This is a genomic window from Streptomyces sp. NPDC003456 (assembly GCF_042878735.1).
GTDB lineage: Bacteria > Actinomycetota > Actinomycetes > Streptomycetales > Streptomycetaceae > Streptomyces.
The window spans coordinates 1-16508 of the sequence record NZ_JBIAOK010000002.1; the positions used below are offsets into that span (position 1 = coordinate 1).

The 16508-nt window shown below is 71.2% G+C and carries 14 protein-coding genes, 1 rRNA gene and 1 riboswitch; of the genes, 12 read left to right on the plus strand and 3 right to left on the minus strand.

The annotated features are described in order from the left end of the window. Nucleotides 1-59: 59 nt before the first annotated feature. The 11 genes from rrf (at nucleotide 60) to ACFYWG_RS05535 (ending at nucleotide 10696) form a co-directional block, all read left to right on the plus strand. Nucleotides 60-176 (plus strand): 5S ribosomal RNA (gene rrf, locus ACFYWG_RS05485). 109 nt (nucleotides 177-285) lie between these two features. Next, a complete protein-coding gene (locus ACFYWG_RS05490) occupies nucleotides 286-894 on the plus strand; it encodes a CDP-alcohol phosphatidyltransferase family protein (protein ID WP_376333862.1) in 609 nt (202 codons plus the stop codon). Nucleotides 895-1009: 115 nt separating this feature from the next. Continuing rightward, a complete protein-coding gene (locus ACFYWG_RS05495) occupies nucleotides 1010-3505 on the plus strand; it encodes a sugar phosphate nucleotidyltransferase (protein ID WP_383509405.1) in 2496 nt (831 codons plus the stop codon). A gap of 110 nt (nucleotides 3506-3615) precedes the next feature. Further along, nucleotides 3616-4530 carry a DUF881 domain-containing protein gene (locus tag ACFYWG_RS05500; RefSeq protein WP_376333858.1) on the plus strand — a complete coding sequence of 305 codons (915 nt, stop codon included), beginning with the start codon at nucleotides 3616-3618 and terminating at the stop codon, nucleotides 4528-4530. After that, on the plus strand, nucleotides 4527-4859 hold the full coding sequence (locus ACFYWG_RS05505; RefSeq protein ID WP_003988855.1) for a small basic family protein: 333 nt from the start codon (nucleotides 4527-4529) through the stop codon (nucleotides 4857-4859). Before ACFYWG_RS05500 ends, ACFYWG_RS05505 begins: the two co-directional genes overlap by 4 nt. Nucleotides 4860-4864: 5 nt before the next feature. Then, nucleotides 4865-5839: a DUF881 domain-containing protein gene (locus ACFYWG_RS05510; RefSeq protein WP_389199491.1), complete on the plus strand. Its 975-nt coding sequence runs from the start codon at nucleotides 4865-4867 to the stop codon at nucleotides 5837-5839. 61 nt (nucleotides 5840-5900) lie between these two features. Then, nucleotides 5901-6851, plus strand: coding sequence for an FHA domain-containing protein (locus ACFYWG_RS05515; protein WP_383509396.1), 951 nt, complete (start codon nucleotides 5901-5903; stop codon nucleotides 6849-6851). Nucleotides 6852-6899: 48 nt separating this feature from the next. Next, nucleotides 6900-7637, plus strand: coding sequence for a MerR family transcriptional regulator (locus ACFYWG_RS05520; protein ID WP_383509393.1), 738 nt, complete (start codon nucleotides 6900-6902; stop codon nucleotides 7635-7637). A gap of 84 nt (nucleotides 7638-7721) precedes the next feature. Beyond that, entirely contained in the window at nucleotides 7722-8195 is a 474-nt protein-coding gene (locus tag ACFYWG_RS05525) for a bifunctional nuclease family protein (protein ID WP_003988851.1), read from the plus strand. Between the two features lie 239 nt (nucleotides 8196-8434). Then, a complete protein-coding gene (locus ACFYWG_RS05530; protein WP_383509390.1) occupies nucleotides 8435-9118 on the plus strand; it encodes a MerR family transcriptional regulator in 684 nt (227 codons plus the stop codon). 69 nt (nucleotides 9119-9187) lie between these two features. Further along, nucleotides 9188-10696, plus strand: coding sequence for a DNA polymerase IV (locus tag ACFYWG_RS05535; RefSeq protein ID WP_389199495.1), 1509 nt, complete (start codon nucleotides 9188-9190; stop codon nucleotides 10694-10696). 60 nt (nucleotides 10697-10756) lie between these two features. On the opposite strand, the gene ACFYWG_RS05540 is transcribed toward ACFYWG_RS05535, so the two are convergent. Then, entirely contained in the window at nucleotides 10757-11134 is a 378-nt protein-coding gene (locus tag ACFYWG_RS05540) for a PRC-barrel domain-containing protein (protein ID WP_376333847.1), read from the minus strand. Nucleotides 11135-11247: 113 nt separating this feature from the next. Next, nucleotides 11248-11343, plus strand: a riboswitch (glycine riboswitch). Nucleotides 11344-11519: 176 nt separating this feature from the next. Here ACFYWG_RS05540 and gcvP point away from each other — a divergent pair. Further along, nucleotides 11520-14405, plus strand: coding sequence for an aminomethyl-transferring glycine dehydrogenase (gene gcvP, locus ACFYWG_RS05545; protein ID WP_383509384.1), 2886 nt, complete (start codon nucleotides 11520-11522; stop codon nucleotides 14403-14405). 150 nt (nucleotides 14406-14555) lie between these two features. On the opposite strand, the gene ACFYWG_RS05550 is transcribed toward gcvP, so the two are convergent. Next, nucleotides 14556-15635 (minus strand): ABC transporter ATP-binding protein, encoded by a 1080-nt coding sequence (locus tag ACFYWG_RS05550; RefSeq protein WP_389199498.1) that lies wholly within the window; start codon nucleotides 15633-15635, stop codon nucleotides 14556-14558. A 91-nt stretch (nucleotides 15636-15726) separates the two neighbouring features. After that, nucleotides 15727-16497 (minus strand): ABC transporter permease, encoded by a 771-nt coding sequence (locus ACFYWG_RS05555; protein WP_389199500.1) that lies wholly within the window; start codon nucleotides 16495-16497, stop codon nucleotides 15727-15729. Between the last annotated feature and the right edge of the window lie 11 nt (nucleotides 16498-16508).

Genomic DNA, 16508 nt, shown 5'->3' on the forward strand with positions numbered 1-16508 from the left:
TCTGAAACCACGAACAGCCCCACGTGCCACACGTGGTGCGGCTGACAGTTTCATAGTGTTTCGGTGGTTATAGCGTAGGGGAAACGCCCGGTTACTTTCCGAACCCGGAAGCTAAGCCTTACAGCGCCGATGGTACTGCAGGGGGGACCCTGTGGGAGAGTAGGACGCCGCCGAACAATTCTTGAGCTCCGGCTCTCGGGTATAACAGCCCGAGAGCCGGAGCTTTTTTGCGTTGAGGTAGGGTCAGGGAGCATCGTTGGCACGTTCCCCACAGGAGGCCCCCGGGTGGAGGTTCAGGAGACTCGCGTCCAGACGGACCGTGTGCTCACCATCCCGAACATCCTCAGCATGGCGCGTCTCGTCGGCGTCCCCGTCTTCCTGTGGCTGATCCTGCGCCCCGAGTTCGGCGGGCCCAAGAGTGACGGCTGGGCCCTTCTCGTGCTCGCCCTGAGCGGCGTCAGCGACTATCTGGACGGCAAGCTGGCGCGCCGCTGGAACCAGATCAGCAGCCTGGGCCGGCTCCTCGACCCCGCGGCCGACCGGCTCTACATCCTCTCCACCCTGGTGGGCCTCACCTGGCGCGAGATCCTGCCGCTGTGGCTGACCGCCGTACTCCTGGCGCGTGAGCTGGTGCTGCTCGTCATGGTGGGCATCCTGCGCCGGCACGGCTATCCGCCGCCCCAGGTGAACTTCCTGGGCAAGGCCGCGACCTTCAACCTGATGTACGCCTTCCCCCTGCTCCTGCTCAGTGACGGAAGTGGCTGGATCTCGTCACTGGCTGCAATTTTCGGATGGGCGTTCGCCGGATGGGGTACAACCCTCTATTGGTGGGCAGGAGTCCTCTACGTAGTACAAGTCCGCCGCCTGGTCCGTGCGGACGCCACGGCCGATTGAACTCCCGCTGATTGCTCCGGTAGCACGGGCGAGCTGGCCCGCGCCGGAAAAGCGCGGGAAGATCCTGGCGGGGGAGGTCGGCCAGACCCGTCTCTGCGAGGAGGACGCTTCCGACATGAAGGCCGTCGTGATGGCCGGTGGCGAAGGCACGCGCCTTCGTCCCATGACCTCGAGCATGCCCAAGCCGCTCCTGCCTGTGGCCAACCGCCCGATCATGGAGCACGTTCTGCGGCTGCTCAAAAGGCATGGGCTCAATGAAACAGTCGTCACCGTCCAGTTCCTGGCCTCGCTCGTCAAGAACTACTTCGGTGACGGCGAAGAGCTGGGCATGGAGCTCACCTATGCCAACGAGGAGAAGCCCCTCGGCACCGCCGGAAGCGTCAAGAACGCGGAAGAGGCGCTGAAGGACGACGCTTTCCTCGTCATCTCCGGCGACGCTCTCACCGATTTCGACCTCACCGAGCTCATCAATTTCCACAAGGAAAAGGGCGCGCTGGTCACCGTCTGCCTGACGCGCGTGCCCAATCCGCTGGAATTCGGTATCACCATCGTCGACGAGGAAGGCAAGGTGGAACGCTTCCTCGAGAAGCCCACCTGGGGCCAGGTCTTCTCCGACACGGTGAACACCGGCATCTACGTGATGGAGCCCGAGGTCTTCGACTACGTCGACCCCGACGTGCCCGTCGACTGGTCCGGCGACGTCTTCCCGCAGCTGATGAAGGAAGGCAAGCCGATCTACGGCTACGTCGCCGAGGGCTACTGGGAGGACGTCGGCACGCACGAGAGCTATGTGAAGGCGCAGGCCGACGTCCTCGAGGGCAAGGTCGACGTCGACATCGACGGGTTCGAGATCTCCCCGGGCGTGTGGGTCGCCGAGGGTGCCGAGGTCCACCCCGACGCCGTGCTGCGCGGCCCCGCCTACATCGGTGACTACGCCAAGGTCGAGGCGGGCGCCGAGATCCGCGAGCACACCGTCGTCGGCTCCAACGTGGTCGTCAAGAGCGGCGCGTTCCTGCACAAGGCCGTCGTCCACGACAACGTGTACGTGGGACCCCACAGCAACCTGCGCGGCTGCGTGATCGGCAAGAACACCGACATCATGCGCGCGGCGCGGATCGAGGACGGCGCCGTCATCGGTGACGAGTGCCTGATCGGTGAGGAATCGATCGTCCAGGGCAACGTGCGGGTCTACCCGTTCAAGACCATCGAGGCCGGCGCGTTCGTCAACACCTCGGTCATCTGGGAATCCCGCGGCCAGGCGCACCTGTTCGGTGCCCGCGGTGTGTCCGGCATCCTCAACGTGGAGATCACGCCCGAGCTCGCCGTGCGGCTGGCGGGTGCCTACGCGACGACCCTGAAGAAGGGGTCGACCGTCACCACCGCGCGTGACCACTCCCGTGGTGCCCGCGCGCTGAAGCGTGCGGTCATCTCGGCGCTGCAGGCCAGCGCCATCGACGTACGGGACCTGGAGAACGTGCCGCTGCCGGTGGCGCGGCAGCAGACGGCCCGGGGCAGCGCCGGCGGCATCATGATCCGCACCACGCCCGGGGTGCCGGACTCCGTCGACATCATGTTCTTCGACAGCCAGGGCGCCGACCTCTCGCAGGGCAGCCAGCGGAAGCTGGACCGGGTCTTCGCGCGCCAGGAGTACCGGCGTGCCTTCCCCGGCGAGATCGGTGACCTGCACTTCCCGTCCAGCGTCTTCGACTCGTACACCGGGTCGCTGCTGCGGAACGTCGACACGACCGGGATCGCCGAGTCCGGGCTCAAGGTGGTCGTGGACGCGTCCAACGGAAGCGCCGGCCTCGTGCTGCCGAGCCTCCTCGGCAAGCTCGGTGTCGACTCGCTGACGATCAACCCCGGTCTCGACGAGGCCAGGCCGACCGAGACTGCCGACATCCGGCGCTCGGGTCTGGTCCGGCTCGGGGAGATCGTGGCGTCCTCCGGTGCCGCGTTCGGTGTGCGGTTCGACCCGGTCGGCGAGCGGCTGTCGCTCGTCGACGAGAAGGGCCGGATCATCGAGGACGACCGGGCGCTGCTGGTCATGCTGGACCTGGTCGCTGCCGAGCGGCGCAGCGGCCGGGTCGCGCTCCCGGTCACCACGACCCGGATCGCCGAGCAGGTGGCGGCCTACCACGGCACGCAGGTCGAGTGGACGACGACGTCCCCCGACGACCTCACGCGGGTCGGTGGCGAGGAAGGCACGATCTTCGGCGGCGACGGCAAGGGCGGCTTCATCGTCCCCGAGTTCAGCAGCGTGTACGACGCCACAGCGGCCTTTGTGCGGCTCATCGGCCTGGTGGCGCGCACCCAGCTCACGCTCAGCCAGATCGACGCGCGCATCCCGCGGGCGCACGTCCTGAAGCGGGACCTCGCCACCCCCTGGGCGGTCAAGGGCCTGGTGATGCGCCGGGTCGTCGAGGCCGCCGGGGACCGGTTCGTGGACACCACGGACGGTGTGCGCGTGGTGGAGACCGACGGTCGCTGGGTCATGGTGCTGCCCGACCCGGCCGAGGCCGTCACCCACCTGTGGGCCGAGGGCCCGGACGACGCCTCCGCGCAGGCGCTGCTCGACGAGTGGGCCGCGGTGGTGGACAGCGCCGGACGCTGAACCGGCGGATAGAACGGCCCGCACACGTGCGTGCCGGACATGTGCCCCCAACGGGGCCTGTCCGGCACGCCGGTAGGGCCGTTCGGAGGTAGTGGCCGCGACGTGCGACGATGTGCGGCATGCCGCAGCAACCCCCCATTCGGAGCACACCAGCGCGGCCCCGGCGACCGGACGCGTCCATGTCGTTGCTCACCAACGTCATGGACCACAGCCTCGACGACGGCTACGCCGAGGCCGCGGCGCGCAGGAAGGCCGCCGGTGACGGCGGCATGCCGAAGACTCTGCGGGCCAAGCTCGGGCTGGCCGCCGGTCTGGTGCTCGCGGCACTGGTCGTGACCGTGGGCGCCGCCCAGGCGCGGGTGGCCGCCCCGGTGGTGGCCAAGGAGCGCGAGGAACTGGTCGACCGCATCGACCGGGAGACCGAGGCGGCGGACGAGCTGGAGGACGCCGTCGACGAACTGCGCGCGGACGTGAGCGCCCGGCAGCGCGAGGCGCTGAAGCACAGCGGCGGCGGCGCCGAACCCGACCTCGTGGGCATCCTGTCCGGTGCCGTCGCGGTGCACGGCCCCGGTGTGAAGCTCGTGGTGAACGACGCCAAGGCAGCCGGTACGGGCGGTGACGGCGACCCGCGGGGGGCCTCCGGCTTCTCCGACACGGGCCGGGTGCGCGACCGGGACATGCAGCGGGTGGTCAACGGGCTGTGGGAGTCGGGCGCCGAGGCGATCTCCATCAACGGGCAGCGGCTGACGGCGCTGTCGGCGATCAGGGCCGCCGGGGACGCCATACTGGTCGACAACAAACCGCTGGTGCCGCCGTACACGGTGCTGGCGGTGGGGGACGGGCAGCGGTTGAGCACGCGGTTCCAGAACAGCGCGGACGGGATCTACCTGAACGTGCTGCAGGAGAACTACGGCATCAGGACGGGCATCTCGGCGGAGGACGACCTCCGGCTGCCCGCCGCGCCGAGCGTGACCGTGCGTACCGCACAGCCGAGCACTGAGAAGAGCGGGAAGGGCACATCGTGATCGCCGTACTGGGCCTCGTCGTGGGAGTCGTGGCCGGCCTGCTGGTCCGGCCTGAGGTTCCGGCGGTGGTCGAGCCTTATCTGCCGATCGCCGTCGTGGCGGCGCTCGACGCCGTCTTCGGCGGCCTGCGGGCGATGCTCGACGGCATCTTCGACGACAAGGTCTTCGTCGTGTCGTTCCTGTCGAACGTGGTCGTCGCCGCGCTGATCGTCTTCCTCGGGGACAAGCTGGGTGTGGGGGCCCAGCTGTCCACCGGTGTGGTGGTCGTCCTCGGCATCCGCATCTTTTCCAACGCCGCGGCGATCCGCCGGCACGTGTTCCGGGCGTGAGGCCGATGAGCGAGCACGACGACCGGCACCGGGACGACCGGCACAGCGACGACCTGCGCAGCGACGACCGGCACACCGAGAAGCACCGCCACGCGCGCGGTGAGCAGCACGACGGCGCGAAGGCCGGGAACGGGCTGCGCCGTGAACTGCCGCAGGAGGTGACCGGTGCCGCCCCCGCCCCGGACGCCGTGCCCGCGCCGCAGACCGCGTCGGAGGACGGGCCGGGGCCGGAGCCGCAGGCCGCCGCCGAGCCGCGGCTGACGGGGCGGCAGCGGCTGGCGCAGGGGCTGTGGCCGCCGCGGGTCACCCGGGCGCAACTCATCGTCGCGCTGCTGCTGTTCGGGCTCGGCTTCGGGCTCGCCGTGCAGGTGGCCTCGAACAGCGACAGCGACAGTGCCCTGCGCGGCGCGCGGCAGGAAGATCTCGTCCGCATCCTCGATGAACTGGACGACCGTACCCAGCGTCTTGAAGACGAGAAGCAGGGTCTCGAGAAGCAGCGGGACGAGCTGGAGAACAGCTCGGACCAGGCCGAGGAGGCCCGCAGGCAGACGGTCGAGAAGGAGCGGCAACTCGGCATCCTGGCGGGCACGGTCGCCGCGCAGGGGCCCGGGATCACCATGACGATCCAGGACACGAAGGGGACGGTCGAGGCGGACATGCTGCTCGACGCGGTCCAGGAACTGCGGGCCGCGGGCGCGGAGGCGATCCAGGTGAACGGCGTCCGGGTCGTCGCAGGGACGTACCTCAGCGACTCGGGCAAGGGGGTGAGCGTCGACGGGAACAAGATCAACGCGCCTTATCGTTTCCTTGTCATCGGCAAGCCGCAGGACCTCGAGCCGGCGCTCAACATCCCCGGAGGCGTGGTGCAGACTCTCGAGAAGGAACAGGCCACCGTCGCGATCGAGCGGTCGACCGAGGTGGTCGTGGACGCCTTGCGAGCGGCGAAGCGGCCTGACTACGCTCGGTCGTCCTCGCAGTGAACCGGGGGTGCATGCGCGTCGTCCGGCGAGGGCATGAGGTTGCGGGGGGTCGACGCACCGATTGGGTGGTGCGTGGTGGAAACTGTCTGGTGCAGACGGACGTTGTCAGGATGTCCGGGTCGGCCAGAGTGTTCAGTCAGGGTTCGTCCTGCCCCACGGGCGGGTCTGTTTCGGTCAAGGGGAATCGCCCGTGAAGTTGTTTGCGAAGTTGTTCGGCAAGAGCGCGCGAGAGGGCAGCGACAACGCCACCGCCCGTCATCGCGCACAGCCCGACGCGGAGGGCCAGCGGCCGCTGTTCCGGGACCAGGTCGGCGGTCCGGGCGGCGACGTCTCCGGCGCGCAGGGCGCGCCGTCGGTTGACCCTGCGCAGTCCGGCGGAATAGGTTTCGGCCAGCCGTCAGCCTCAGGTGCGGGTGGGTTCCCCGACCCGTACGCGTCCCACGCTCCTGGTGAGCAGCCGCGGCAGGAGGATCCCATGTCGGCCCTGGTGTGTACGCGGTGCGGCAACCGCAACGCGGAGAACAGCCGCTTTTGCTCCAACTGCGGTGCGCCGCTGCGGGCGGGCGCGGCGGCCGAGCGTCCGTCCGAGACGACGTCCACGATCTCCATCTCCGGTCTCGAGGCCTACGACAGCGAGACCACCGGTCAGACGCCGATGCCGACCCTGTCGCCCGAGGCGCAGGCCGCGGTGGACGCGCTGCCGCTGGGTTCCGCGCTCCTGGTCGTGCGCCGCGGGCCGAACTCGGGCAGCCGCTTCCTGCTGGACGGCGATCTGACGACGGCCGGACGGCATCCGCAGAGCGACATCTTCCTGGACGACGTGACCGTCTCCCGGCGGCACGTGGAGTTCCGCCGCGCCCAGGACGGTTCGTTCACCGTGGCCGACGTCGGCAGCCTCAACGGCACCTACGTCAACCGCGAGCGGATCGACCAGGTCGCTCTGAACAACGGCGACGAGGTGCAGATCGGCAAGTACCGGCTGGTCTTCTACGCGAGCCAGCGGGGTTACTGACCCGCTGCGCTCGGGGGCCGGTCAAGGTCCGTCCGTCAGGGAAGGTCCATGCTTCGAACACCGAGCGGCGGTGCCGGACACGGCGCCGCCGCCACGGACAGTGGGCTGATGAGCATCGGCACGGTGCTGACCGTGCTGCGCGACGAGTTCCCCGAGGTCACCGTCTCCAAGATCCGCTTCCTGGAGTCGGAAGGGCTCATCGAACCGCAGCGGACCCCGTCCGGGTACCGCAAGTTCAGTGCCCACGATGTGGAGCGCCTCGGGCACGTCCTGAGGATGCAGCGGGACCACTACCTGCCCCTGAAGGTCATCCGGGAGCACCTGGAGGCCGTGGAGCGGGGTGAGGCCGTCCAGCTGCCCGTCGTGGGGCGTCAGCGGGACGGGGAGGTGGTGCCCGAGCCGCCCGAGGCGCCGACGGCGGCCCGGATCGGGCGTGCGGAGCTGCTCGCGGCCGCCGGCATCGAGGAGCAGGAGCTGAAGGAGTGGGAGTCGTACGGGCTGCTCACTCCACTGGAGGACGGGGCCTTCGACGCCGAGGCGGTGACGGTCGCCGAGCTGGTCGGTGAGCTCGGGCGGTTCGGCATCGAGCCCCGGCACCTGCGGGCGATGAAGGCGGCCGCCGACCGTGAGGCGGGCCTCGTGGACCAGGTGGTGGCCCCGCTCAAGCGGCACCGCAACCCGCAGACCAGGGCGCACGCGGAAGCCCGTACGAAGGAGCTGGCGGGGCTCACGGTGAAGCTGCACGCCGCTCTGGTGCGGACGGCGCTCGGGGTGCGCCGGCCCTGACGGGGCGGGACGCGCGGGGCCGGATCGGGCGCCCGATCCCGGCCCGACTACCCAAACATCCCGGGCACGGCCTAGGGTTGCTGTGTGAACGAGCTCGATGTCGTAGGTGTCCGGGTGGAAATGCCCTCCAACCAACCGATCGTGCTGCTGCGTGAAGTGGGAGGCGACCGCTACCTCCCCATCTGGATCGGACCGGGGGAGGCGACGGCGATCGCCTTCGCCCAGCAGGGTATGGCTCCGGCACGGCCGCTGACCCACGACCTGTTCAAGGACGTGCTGGAAGCCGTCGGTCAGGAGCTCACGGAAGTGCGCATCACGGACCTGCGTGAGGGCGTCTTCTACGCGGAGCTGGTCTTCGCCAGCGGCGTCGAGGTGAGTGCCCGCCCGTCCGACGCCATAGCGCTCGCCCTGCGCACCGGTACGCCGATCTACGGCAGTGACACGGTGCTCGACGACGCCGGCATCGCCATCCCGGACGAGCAGGAGGACGAGGTCGAGAAGTTCCGCGAGTTCCTCGACCAGATCTCCCCGGAGGACTTCGGCAGCAGCAGCCAGTGAGGCTCACGGAGCCTGCCTCGGACAGTTGTGCGGAGCGCCTGCGCCACCCGCATGTGCCGGGGGCGTATGAGAGCGTCATACGGGCCGCGACGAGGGCATTCGGCTAGCCTTTCCCCGCGACGGGGCACGGGAAACCACTCTCAGGGTGATTATCACTCGGCGTGGCGAGTGTGGCGATCGTTGACGCACCCCGGGCGACTGCCTACCGTCGAGAAGGCAGGTCAAGGACGGAGGTCGGCGTGAGAAGCAGCGGCGACGGTACGGCTGGGGGCGGCCCCGAGCGCAGTCTCAGGGCGAGCGGTCCGTACCCTCCCCCCGGCTCACGGCTCCGCGCGAGCGGGGCGTGTCCGCAGCCCGACAGTGCGGCCGACCACGCTCCGCAGCGACCCGTGGCGGTGCCGAGCAGCGGAGGGACGACGTCCATGGCGTCCGAGCAGATCGGCTACCGCGGCCCCACGGCCTGTGCGGCGGCCGGCATCACCTACCGGCAACTGGACTACTGGGCCCGCACGGGGCTCGTGGAGCCGAGCGTGCGCCCCGCGTACGGATCCGGGACGCAGCGGCTGTACAGCTTCCGTGACGTCGTCGTCCTGAAGATCGTCAAGCGGTTCCTCGACACCGGGGTCTCGTTGCAGAACATCCGCACGGCGGTGCAGCACCTCAGGGAGCGCGGATTCAGCGACCTGGAGCGCATGACGCTGATGAGCGATGGCGCGACGGTCTACGAGTGCACCTCGCCCGACGAGGTCCACGCACTGCTCCAAGGGGGCCAGGGCGTCTTCGGGATCGCCGTGGGCGTGGTGTGGCGGGACGTGGAGAGCGCGCTGTCCCAACTGCACGGGGAGCGGGTCGACACCGGCGAGACCCTGGTCGGCTCCAACCCCGCCGACGAGCTGGCCCGGCGCCGCAATCGCGCCGTCTGAGCCGCCGCCTCGGCCCTTCCGGGGCGCCGGGGCAGTGCGTTGTCAGTGGTGTGGGGCAGCATCGGAGATGTGAGAACCGCGCCCACGATCCTGCATCTCGACATGGATGCCTTCTTCGCCTCGGTGGAGCAGGCCTCCAAGCCGAGTCTGCGCGGCAAGGCCGTGGTCGTGGGCGGTCTCGGGCCGCGGGGTGTGGTCGCGACCGCGTCCTACGAGGCCCGGGTCTTCGGCGTGCACTCGGCGATGCCGATGGGGCAGGCCCGCCGACTGGCACCGCACGCCGCCTACCTCGTGCCGCGCTTCGCCCTCTACCGCTCCATCAGCGAGCGCGTGATGGAGCTGCTGCGGGCCCTGTCGCCGCTCGTGGAGCCCTTGAGCCTGGACGAGGCGTTCGTCGACCTGGAGGCCGGAGGAAGGGCCTGGGACGAGCGCTCGGCGCGGCTGGTGGGCACGCAGCTGCGGGCGGACATCCGCGCCGCCACGGGCCTCACCGGATCGGTCGGGCTGGCGGCCTCCAAGATGCTCGCGAAGATCGCCTCCGAGCAGGCCAAGCCGGACGGTCTGGTGGTGATCGAGCCGGGCACCGAGCGGGCGATGCTCGGGCCGATGTCCGTGCGGACCCTGCCGGGGGTGGGGCCCGCGACGGGCGACCACCTGCGGCGGGCCGGGATCACCACGGTCGAGGAGATCGTCGAGGCGGGTGAGGACGAGCTGGTCCGGCTGCTGGGCAAGGCCCACGGGCACGGTCTGTACGCCATGGCGCTCGCCCGGGACGACCGGCCCGTGGTCGCCGAGCGGGAGGCCAAGTCGGTGTCGGTCGAGGACACCTACGACGTGGACATCCACGACCGGACCCGGGTGGGTCTGGAGGTGCAGCGGCTCGCCGAGCGGTGCGTGCGCAGGCTGCGCGGAGCGGGGCTGTCCGGGCGGACCATCGTGCTGAAGGTGCGGCGTTACGACTTCTCCACCCTCACCCGCTCCGAGACGCTGCGCGGGCCCACGGACGATCCCGCGGTGATCCGGGAGGCGGCGGGCCGGCTGCTCGACTCCGTGGACACGACGGGTGGGGTGCGGCTGCTCGGTGTCGGTGTCACCGGTCTCGCCGACTACACGCAGGAGGACCTGTTCGCGCAGGCGGCGGGGGAGCGGACCGAGACGGAAGGACCCGCCGAGGAGCGGGCCGCGGTGCCGGCCGAGGAACAGCCGCCGTCGCTCGCCGAGCGGCGCTGGCCCGCCGGGCACGACGTGCGGCACGCCGAGTTCGGGCACGGGTGGGTGCAGGGCAGCGGCCTGGGCCGGGTCACCGTACGGTTCGAGACGCCCGCCTCCTTGCCGGGGCGGGTGCGGACCTTCCGGATCGACGACCCCTTGCTGGAGCCGGCGGATCCGCTGCCGCTGGTGTTAGGCAGACCCGGGGGCGAGGCGGCCTCACCGGTGCCCGCGGAGAGCGGGAGCGAGGAGCGGCGGGTTGCGGAAGCGGAGACCGCGGACGGGCGCGAGAGAGAGGGCGTGGGCGTCGGCGAGGCCAGTGTGATCGCCGGGGCGGAGGATCGGCCGGCCGGGACGGCGCCGGCGTAGCAGGGGTGATCGTCCTCAGCCGTCCGTGCGGCGCAGCCGTGTCCGTGTCCGCGCGCAGGCCTACGCCTTCGTCTCGTCCGAGCCCGCCAGTTTGCCGAAGTCGTGGTCCTGGAGCGGGGGCGGGGCGGCGACGTCCAGGCCGTAGTGGTGGTAGAGCTGGAGCTCCTGCTCGGGGGAGAGGTGGCGGCCCACTCCGAAGTCGGGGGCGTCCTTGATGAGGGCGCGTTCGAAGGGGACGTGCAGCGCGCCCTCGATCAGCTCGCTCGGCTCGAGCGGGACGAACGCGTCCCTGCTGAACAGACCGGTGCGTATGGCGGCCCACTCCGGCTCGCCGGTGGCGTCGTCGAGGTAGACCTCGTCGATGGTGCCGATCCTGGTGCCGTTGCGGTCGAACGCCTTGCGGCCGATCAGACTGCGCGGATCGATGTCGGTACGCACGGGCCCTCCACATGGTCGCAAGTCACCTGTAGACCTAACAAAACGGTACAAGCGGGGATGCGGCCACTCGAAGGCTCGTGCGGCGACCTCGCTGGTACGCTGACAGCGGCTGCTGACCCCGTGCGGGAGAGTCCTCCAGACACCACCGGAGGCGCCGAAGGAGCAAATCCTCCCCGGAATCTCTCAGGCACACGTACCGCACGGACGAGGTCACTCTGGAAAGCAGGGCGGGTGTCGACGGCTTCCGCTCTCACCGACGGTGAAAGCCGGACGTCTTCGGGCGATCCGGTGAAGCTCTCAGGTTGAGATGACAGAGGGGGAGGCCGTCCGGGTACCCGCGCCGTGGTGCCCCTCGCAGGTCGTGTCAGACCAGGAGGCCTCCGCAATGACCGCCCACCGCATTCCGCTCTCCGAGCTCGAAGAGGCAGTCCCCTTCGAGCAGCGCCACATCGGGCCCGACCACGAGGCCCGCGCCAAGATGCTGGCCCACGTCGGCTACGGCTCGCTGGACGAGCTGACGGCCGCCGCGGTCCCGGCCGTGATCAAGAGCGCCGAGGCGCTGGACCTGCCGGGCGCCCGCAGCGAGGCCGAGGTGATCGCCGAGCTGCGCTCCCTCGCCGACCGCAACCAGGTCCTCGGTTCCATGATCGGCCTGGGCTACTACGGCACCCACACGCCGCCGGTCGTGCTGCGCAACGTCATGGAGAACCCGTCCTGGTACACGGCCTACACGCCGTACCAGCCGGAGATCTCGCAGGGCCGGCTCGAGGCGCTGCTGAACTTCCAGACCATGGTCGCCGACCTCACCGGACTGCCGACCTCCGGCGCCTCGCTGCTCGACGAGGGCACCGCGGCCGCCGAGGCCATGGCGCTGTCGCGCCGGCTGGGCAAGAACAAGAAGGGCCTGTTCCTCGTCGACGCGGACGCGCTGCCGCAGACGATCGCCGTCATACAGACCCGGGCCGAACCGACCGGGGTCGAGGTCGTCGTCGCCGACCTCAGCGAGGGCATCCCCGCCGAGATCGCCGAGCGCGAGATCAACGGCGTGCTGATCCAGTACCCGGGTGCCTCCGGTGCCGTGCGGGACATCAAGCCGGTCATCGACCAGGCGCACGGGCTCGGGGCACTCGTCACCGTCGCCGCCGACCTGCTCGCGCTGACCCTGCTGAAGTCGCCCGGCGAGCTCGGCGCGGACATCGCCGTCGGCACGACCCAGCGCTTCGGCGTGCCCATGGGCTTCGGCGGTCCGCACGCCGGTTACATGGCCGTCCAGGACAAGATGGCGCGCAGCCTGCCCGGGCGGCTCGTCGGGGTGTCCGTCGACGCCGACGGGAACAGGGCCTACCGCCTGGCGCTGCAGACCCGCGAGCAGCACATCCGCCGGGAGAAGGCCACCAGCAACATCTGCACCGCGCAGGTGCTGCTCGCCGTCATGGCCGGCATGTACGCCGTCTACCACGGGCCCGAGGGCCTCAAGGGCATCGCGCGGCGCACCCACCGGTACGCCACCGTCCTCGCCGCCGGGCTCGCGAACGGCGGGGTCGAGGTCGTGCACGGCTCCTGGTTCGACACCGTGACCGTGCGGGTCGAGGGCCGGGCCGCCGAGGTCGTGGCCGCCGCCCGGGACAACGGGGTCAACCTGCGCCTGGTCGACGCCGACCACGTCTCCATCGCCTGCGACGAGACCACCACCCGCGCCCAGCTGCGTGCCGTGTGGGCGGCCTTCGGCGTCGAGGGCGGTGTGGAGGCCTTGGACGCCGCCGCGGACGAGGTCCTCCCGGCCGCCGTGCTGCGCACCGACGACTACCTGACCCACCCGGTCTTCCACCAGCACCGCTCCGAGACGGCCATGCTGCGCTACCTGCGCAAGCTCGCCGACCGGGACTACGCGCTCGACCGCGGCATGATCCCGCTGGGCTCCTGCACCATGAAGCTCAACGCCACCACGGAGATGGAGCCGGTCACCTGGCCCGAGTTCGGGCAGCTGCACCCCTTCGCGCCCGCCGAGCAGGCCGCGGGCTACCTCACCCTGATCCACGAGCTGGAGGACCGCCTCGCCGAGGTCACCGGCTACGACAAGGTCTCCCTGCAGCCCAACGCCGGCTCCCAGGGCGAACTGGCCGGTCTGCTCGCCGTGCGCGGGTACCACCGGGCCAACGGCGACGAGCAGCGCACCGTCTGCCTGATCCCGTCGTCCGCGCACGGCACCAACGCGGCCAGCGCCGTGATGGCCGGCATGAAGGTCGTCGTCGTGAAGACCGCCGAGGACGGCGAGATCGACGTCGAGGACCTGCGGGCGAAGATCGAGCAGTACCGCGACGAGCTGGCCGTGCTGATGATCACCTACCCGTCGACCCACGGGGTGTTCGAGGAGCACGTCGCCGACATCTGCGCGCAGGTGCACGAGGCGGGCGGCCAGGTCTACGTCGACGGCGCCAACCTCAACGCGCTCGTCGGCCTCGCCAAGCCCGGCCACTTCGGCGGCGACGTGTCGCACCTGAACCTGCACAAGACGTTCTGCATCCCGCACGGCGGCGGCGGTCCCGGCGTGGGCCCGGTGGCGGTGCGCGAGCACCTGGCGCCGTACCTGCCCAACCACCCGCTGCAGCCCGAGGCCGGGCCCGAGACGGGCGTCGGTCCCATCTCGGCGGCGCCCTGGGGCTCGGCCGGCATCCTGCCCATCTCGTGGGCGTACGTCCGGCTGATGGGCGGTGAGGGGCTGAAGCGGGCCACCCAGGTGGCCGTGCTCAGCGCCAACTACATCGCCAAGCGGCTGGAGCCGCACTACCCGGTCCTCTACACCGGCCCGGGCGGCCTCGTCGCCCACGAGTGCATCATCGACCTGCGCCCGCTGACCAAGGCGACGGGTGTGAGCGTCGACGACGTGGCGAAGCGGCTGATCGACTACGGCTTCCACGCGCCGACGATGTCGTTCCCGGTGGCCGGCACCCTGATGATCGAGCCCACCGAGTCGGAGGACCTGGCCGAGCTGGACCGGTTCTGCGAGGCGATGATCGCCATCCGCGCGGAGATCGAGAAGGTCGGCTCCGGCGAGTGGCCCGCGGAGGACAACCCGCTGCGCGGCGCTCCGCACACCGCGGGCGCGCTCGCCGGCGAGTGGGAGCACGCCTACAGCCGTGAGGAGGCCGTCTTCCCGGGCGGTGTGTCGACCGCGGACAAGTACTGGCCGCCGGTCCGCCGCATCGACCAGGCCTACGGCGACCGCAACCTGGTCTGCTCGTGCCCGCCGCTGGACGCGTACGAGGACTGATCCGGCCGACCGGCCGCACCGGTCACAGGGAGGGGCTCCGCAGGTGCGGGGCCCCTCCTGTCGTGCGGGCCGCCCAGCCGTCCGGGAACCTCGGCCGGCGTGGCCGGGGAGCCGGACGCGAGGGGGCGCCGGGACCGAGCCGGCGGGGCCTCATGCCGGGTACGCGTGTGTCTGGGCCGCCTTGACCGCCGCCCACACCGGTGCCCCGGGGCGCAGATCGAGTTCCGCGGCCGCGACCGTGGTCAGGTCGGCGGTGAGGGGCAGTTCGCCGGTGAGGTCGGCGCGGATCTGGTCGCCGTGCGTCTCCAGCCCGGCGACCTCGCAGCGCCACAGGTTGCGGGCGCTGGAGCCGGCCGGACGCTCGCGGTACAGCGTCACCGCGCTCGGCGGGAACGCCACGAAGACCGGGCCGGACAGTTCCTCGGTGGTGGTGATGGCCGGGCCCGTGCCGAGCCGCACGGTGTGCCCCTCGGCCCGTCCCCGGTAGAGGTTGAGGCCGACCAGCCGGGCGATGTAGTCGGTACGGGGATGGCGGGCGATGTCGGCGGGCGTGCCCTCCTGGACGACCGCGCCGTGCTCGACGACGACCAGGCGGTCGGCCAGCACCATGGCGTCCAGCGGATCGTGGGTGACCAGCACGGCCACCGCCTCGAACGCGGCGAGGTGCCGGCGCAGCTGGGCGCGCACCTCGAGCCGTGTGCGGGCGTCGAGGGCAGCCAGGGGCTCGTCCAGGAGCAGCAGCCGGGGTTCCGTCGCCAGGGCCCGGGCCAGGGCGACGCGCTGGGCCTGGCCGCCGGAGAGGCGGCGGGGCTTGGCGCCGGCGTGGTCGGCCAGGCCCATGCGGTCCAGCCACTCGGCGGCCCGGGCCCGTGCCTCGGCCTTGCCGGCGCCCCGGCAGCGCGGGCCGAAGGCGACGTTGTCCAGGGCGGTCAGATGGGGGAACAGCAGGTAGTCCTGGAAGACGACACCCACCGGACGGGCCTCGGGGGGCAGGCTGTCCAGGGTCGTGCCGTCCAGGCGCAGATGACCGGAGGTGAGGGGGACGAGCCCGGCGAGGGCGCGCAGTGCGGTGGTCTTGCCGGCGCCGTTCGGGCCGAGCAGGGCCACGACGTCGCCCGGGGCGGCGGTCAGCGTGACGTCGAGCCGGAACGTGCCGCGCTCGACCAGGAGACGGGCGTCGAGGCCCTGGAGGAGCGTGCCCCCCTGCCTGCCGTCGTCGGGGTGGGTCATCGGGGAGTCGTCCAGAGCTCGGAGGGGCCTGCGTGGGGCAGCGGGCGGTGTCCCGCGTGACCGGCTCGCGTCCCGGTGCGCGTCCGTGCCGTCATGATGCCGTCATCCACCGGTCGCGCAGGGCCGCCAGCACCGCGATGGACACCGCCAGCAGCACCAGGCTGAGGGCGATCGCCGCGGCCGGGTCGTTCTGCAGGGCCAGGTAGACGGCGAGCGGCATGGTCTGCGTACGGCCCGGGAAGTTGCCCGCGAAGGTGATGGTCGCGCCGAACTCCCCCAGGGCCCGGGCCCAGGCCAGGACGGCGCCGGCCGCGATGCCCGGCGCGATCAGCGGCAGGGTGACCCGGCGGAACGCGGTGAACCGGGAGGCGCCCAGCGTGGCGGCGGCCTCCTCGTAGCGGGGGTCGGCGGCCCGCAGGGTGCCCTCCACGCTGATGACGAGGAACGGCATCGCCACGAAGGTCTCGGCGAGGACGACACCCGCCGTGGTGAAGGGCAGGGTGATGCCGAACCAGGAGTCCAGCCACTGGCCCACCACGCCGTTGCGCCCGAAGGCGAGCAGCAGGGCCACACCGCCCACCACCGGCGGCAGCACCAGCGGCAGGGTGACCAGCGCCCGTACGAAGCCCCGGCCGGGGAAGCTCGCGCGGGCCAGCAGCCAGGCCAGGGGCACGCCGAGGACGAGGCTCAGGCCCGTCGCAGCCGTGGCGCACACCAGGGAGAGGCGGAGCGCCTCCCAGACCTCCGGGCTGGTCAGCTGCTCGGGCAGGCTGCGCCAGGGCGCCCTGACCAGCAGGGCGATCAGCGGCAGGAGCAGGAAGGCCAGCCCGATCACGGCGGGGGCGAGCAGGGGAACCGGCACCGTCCGGCTCC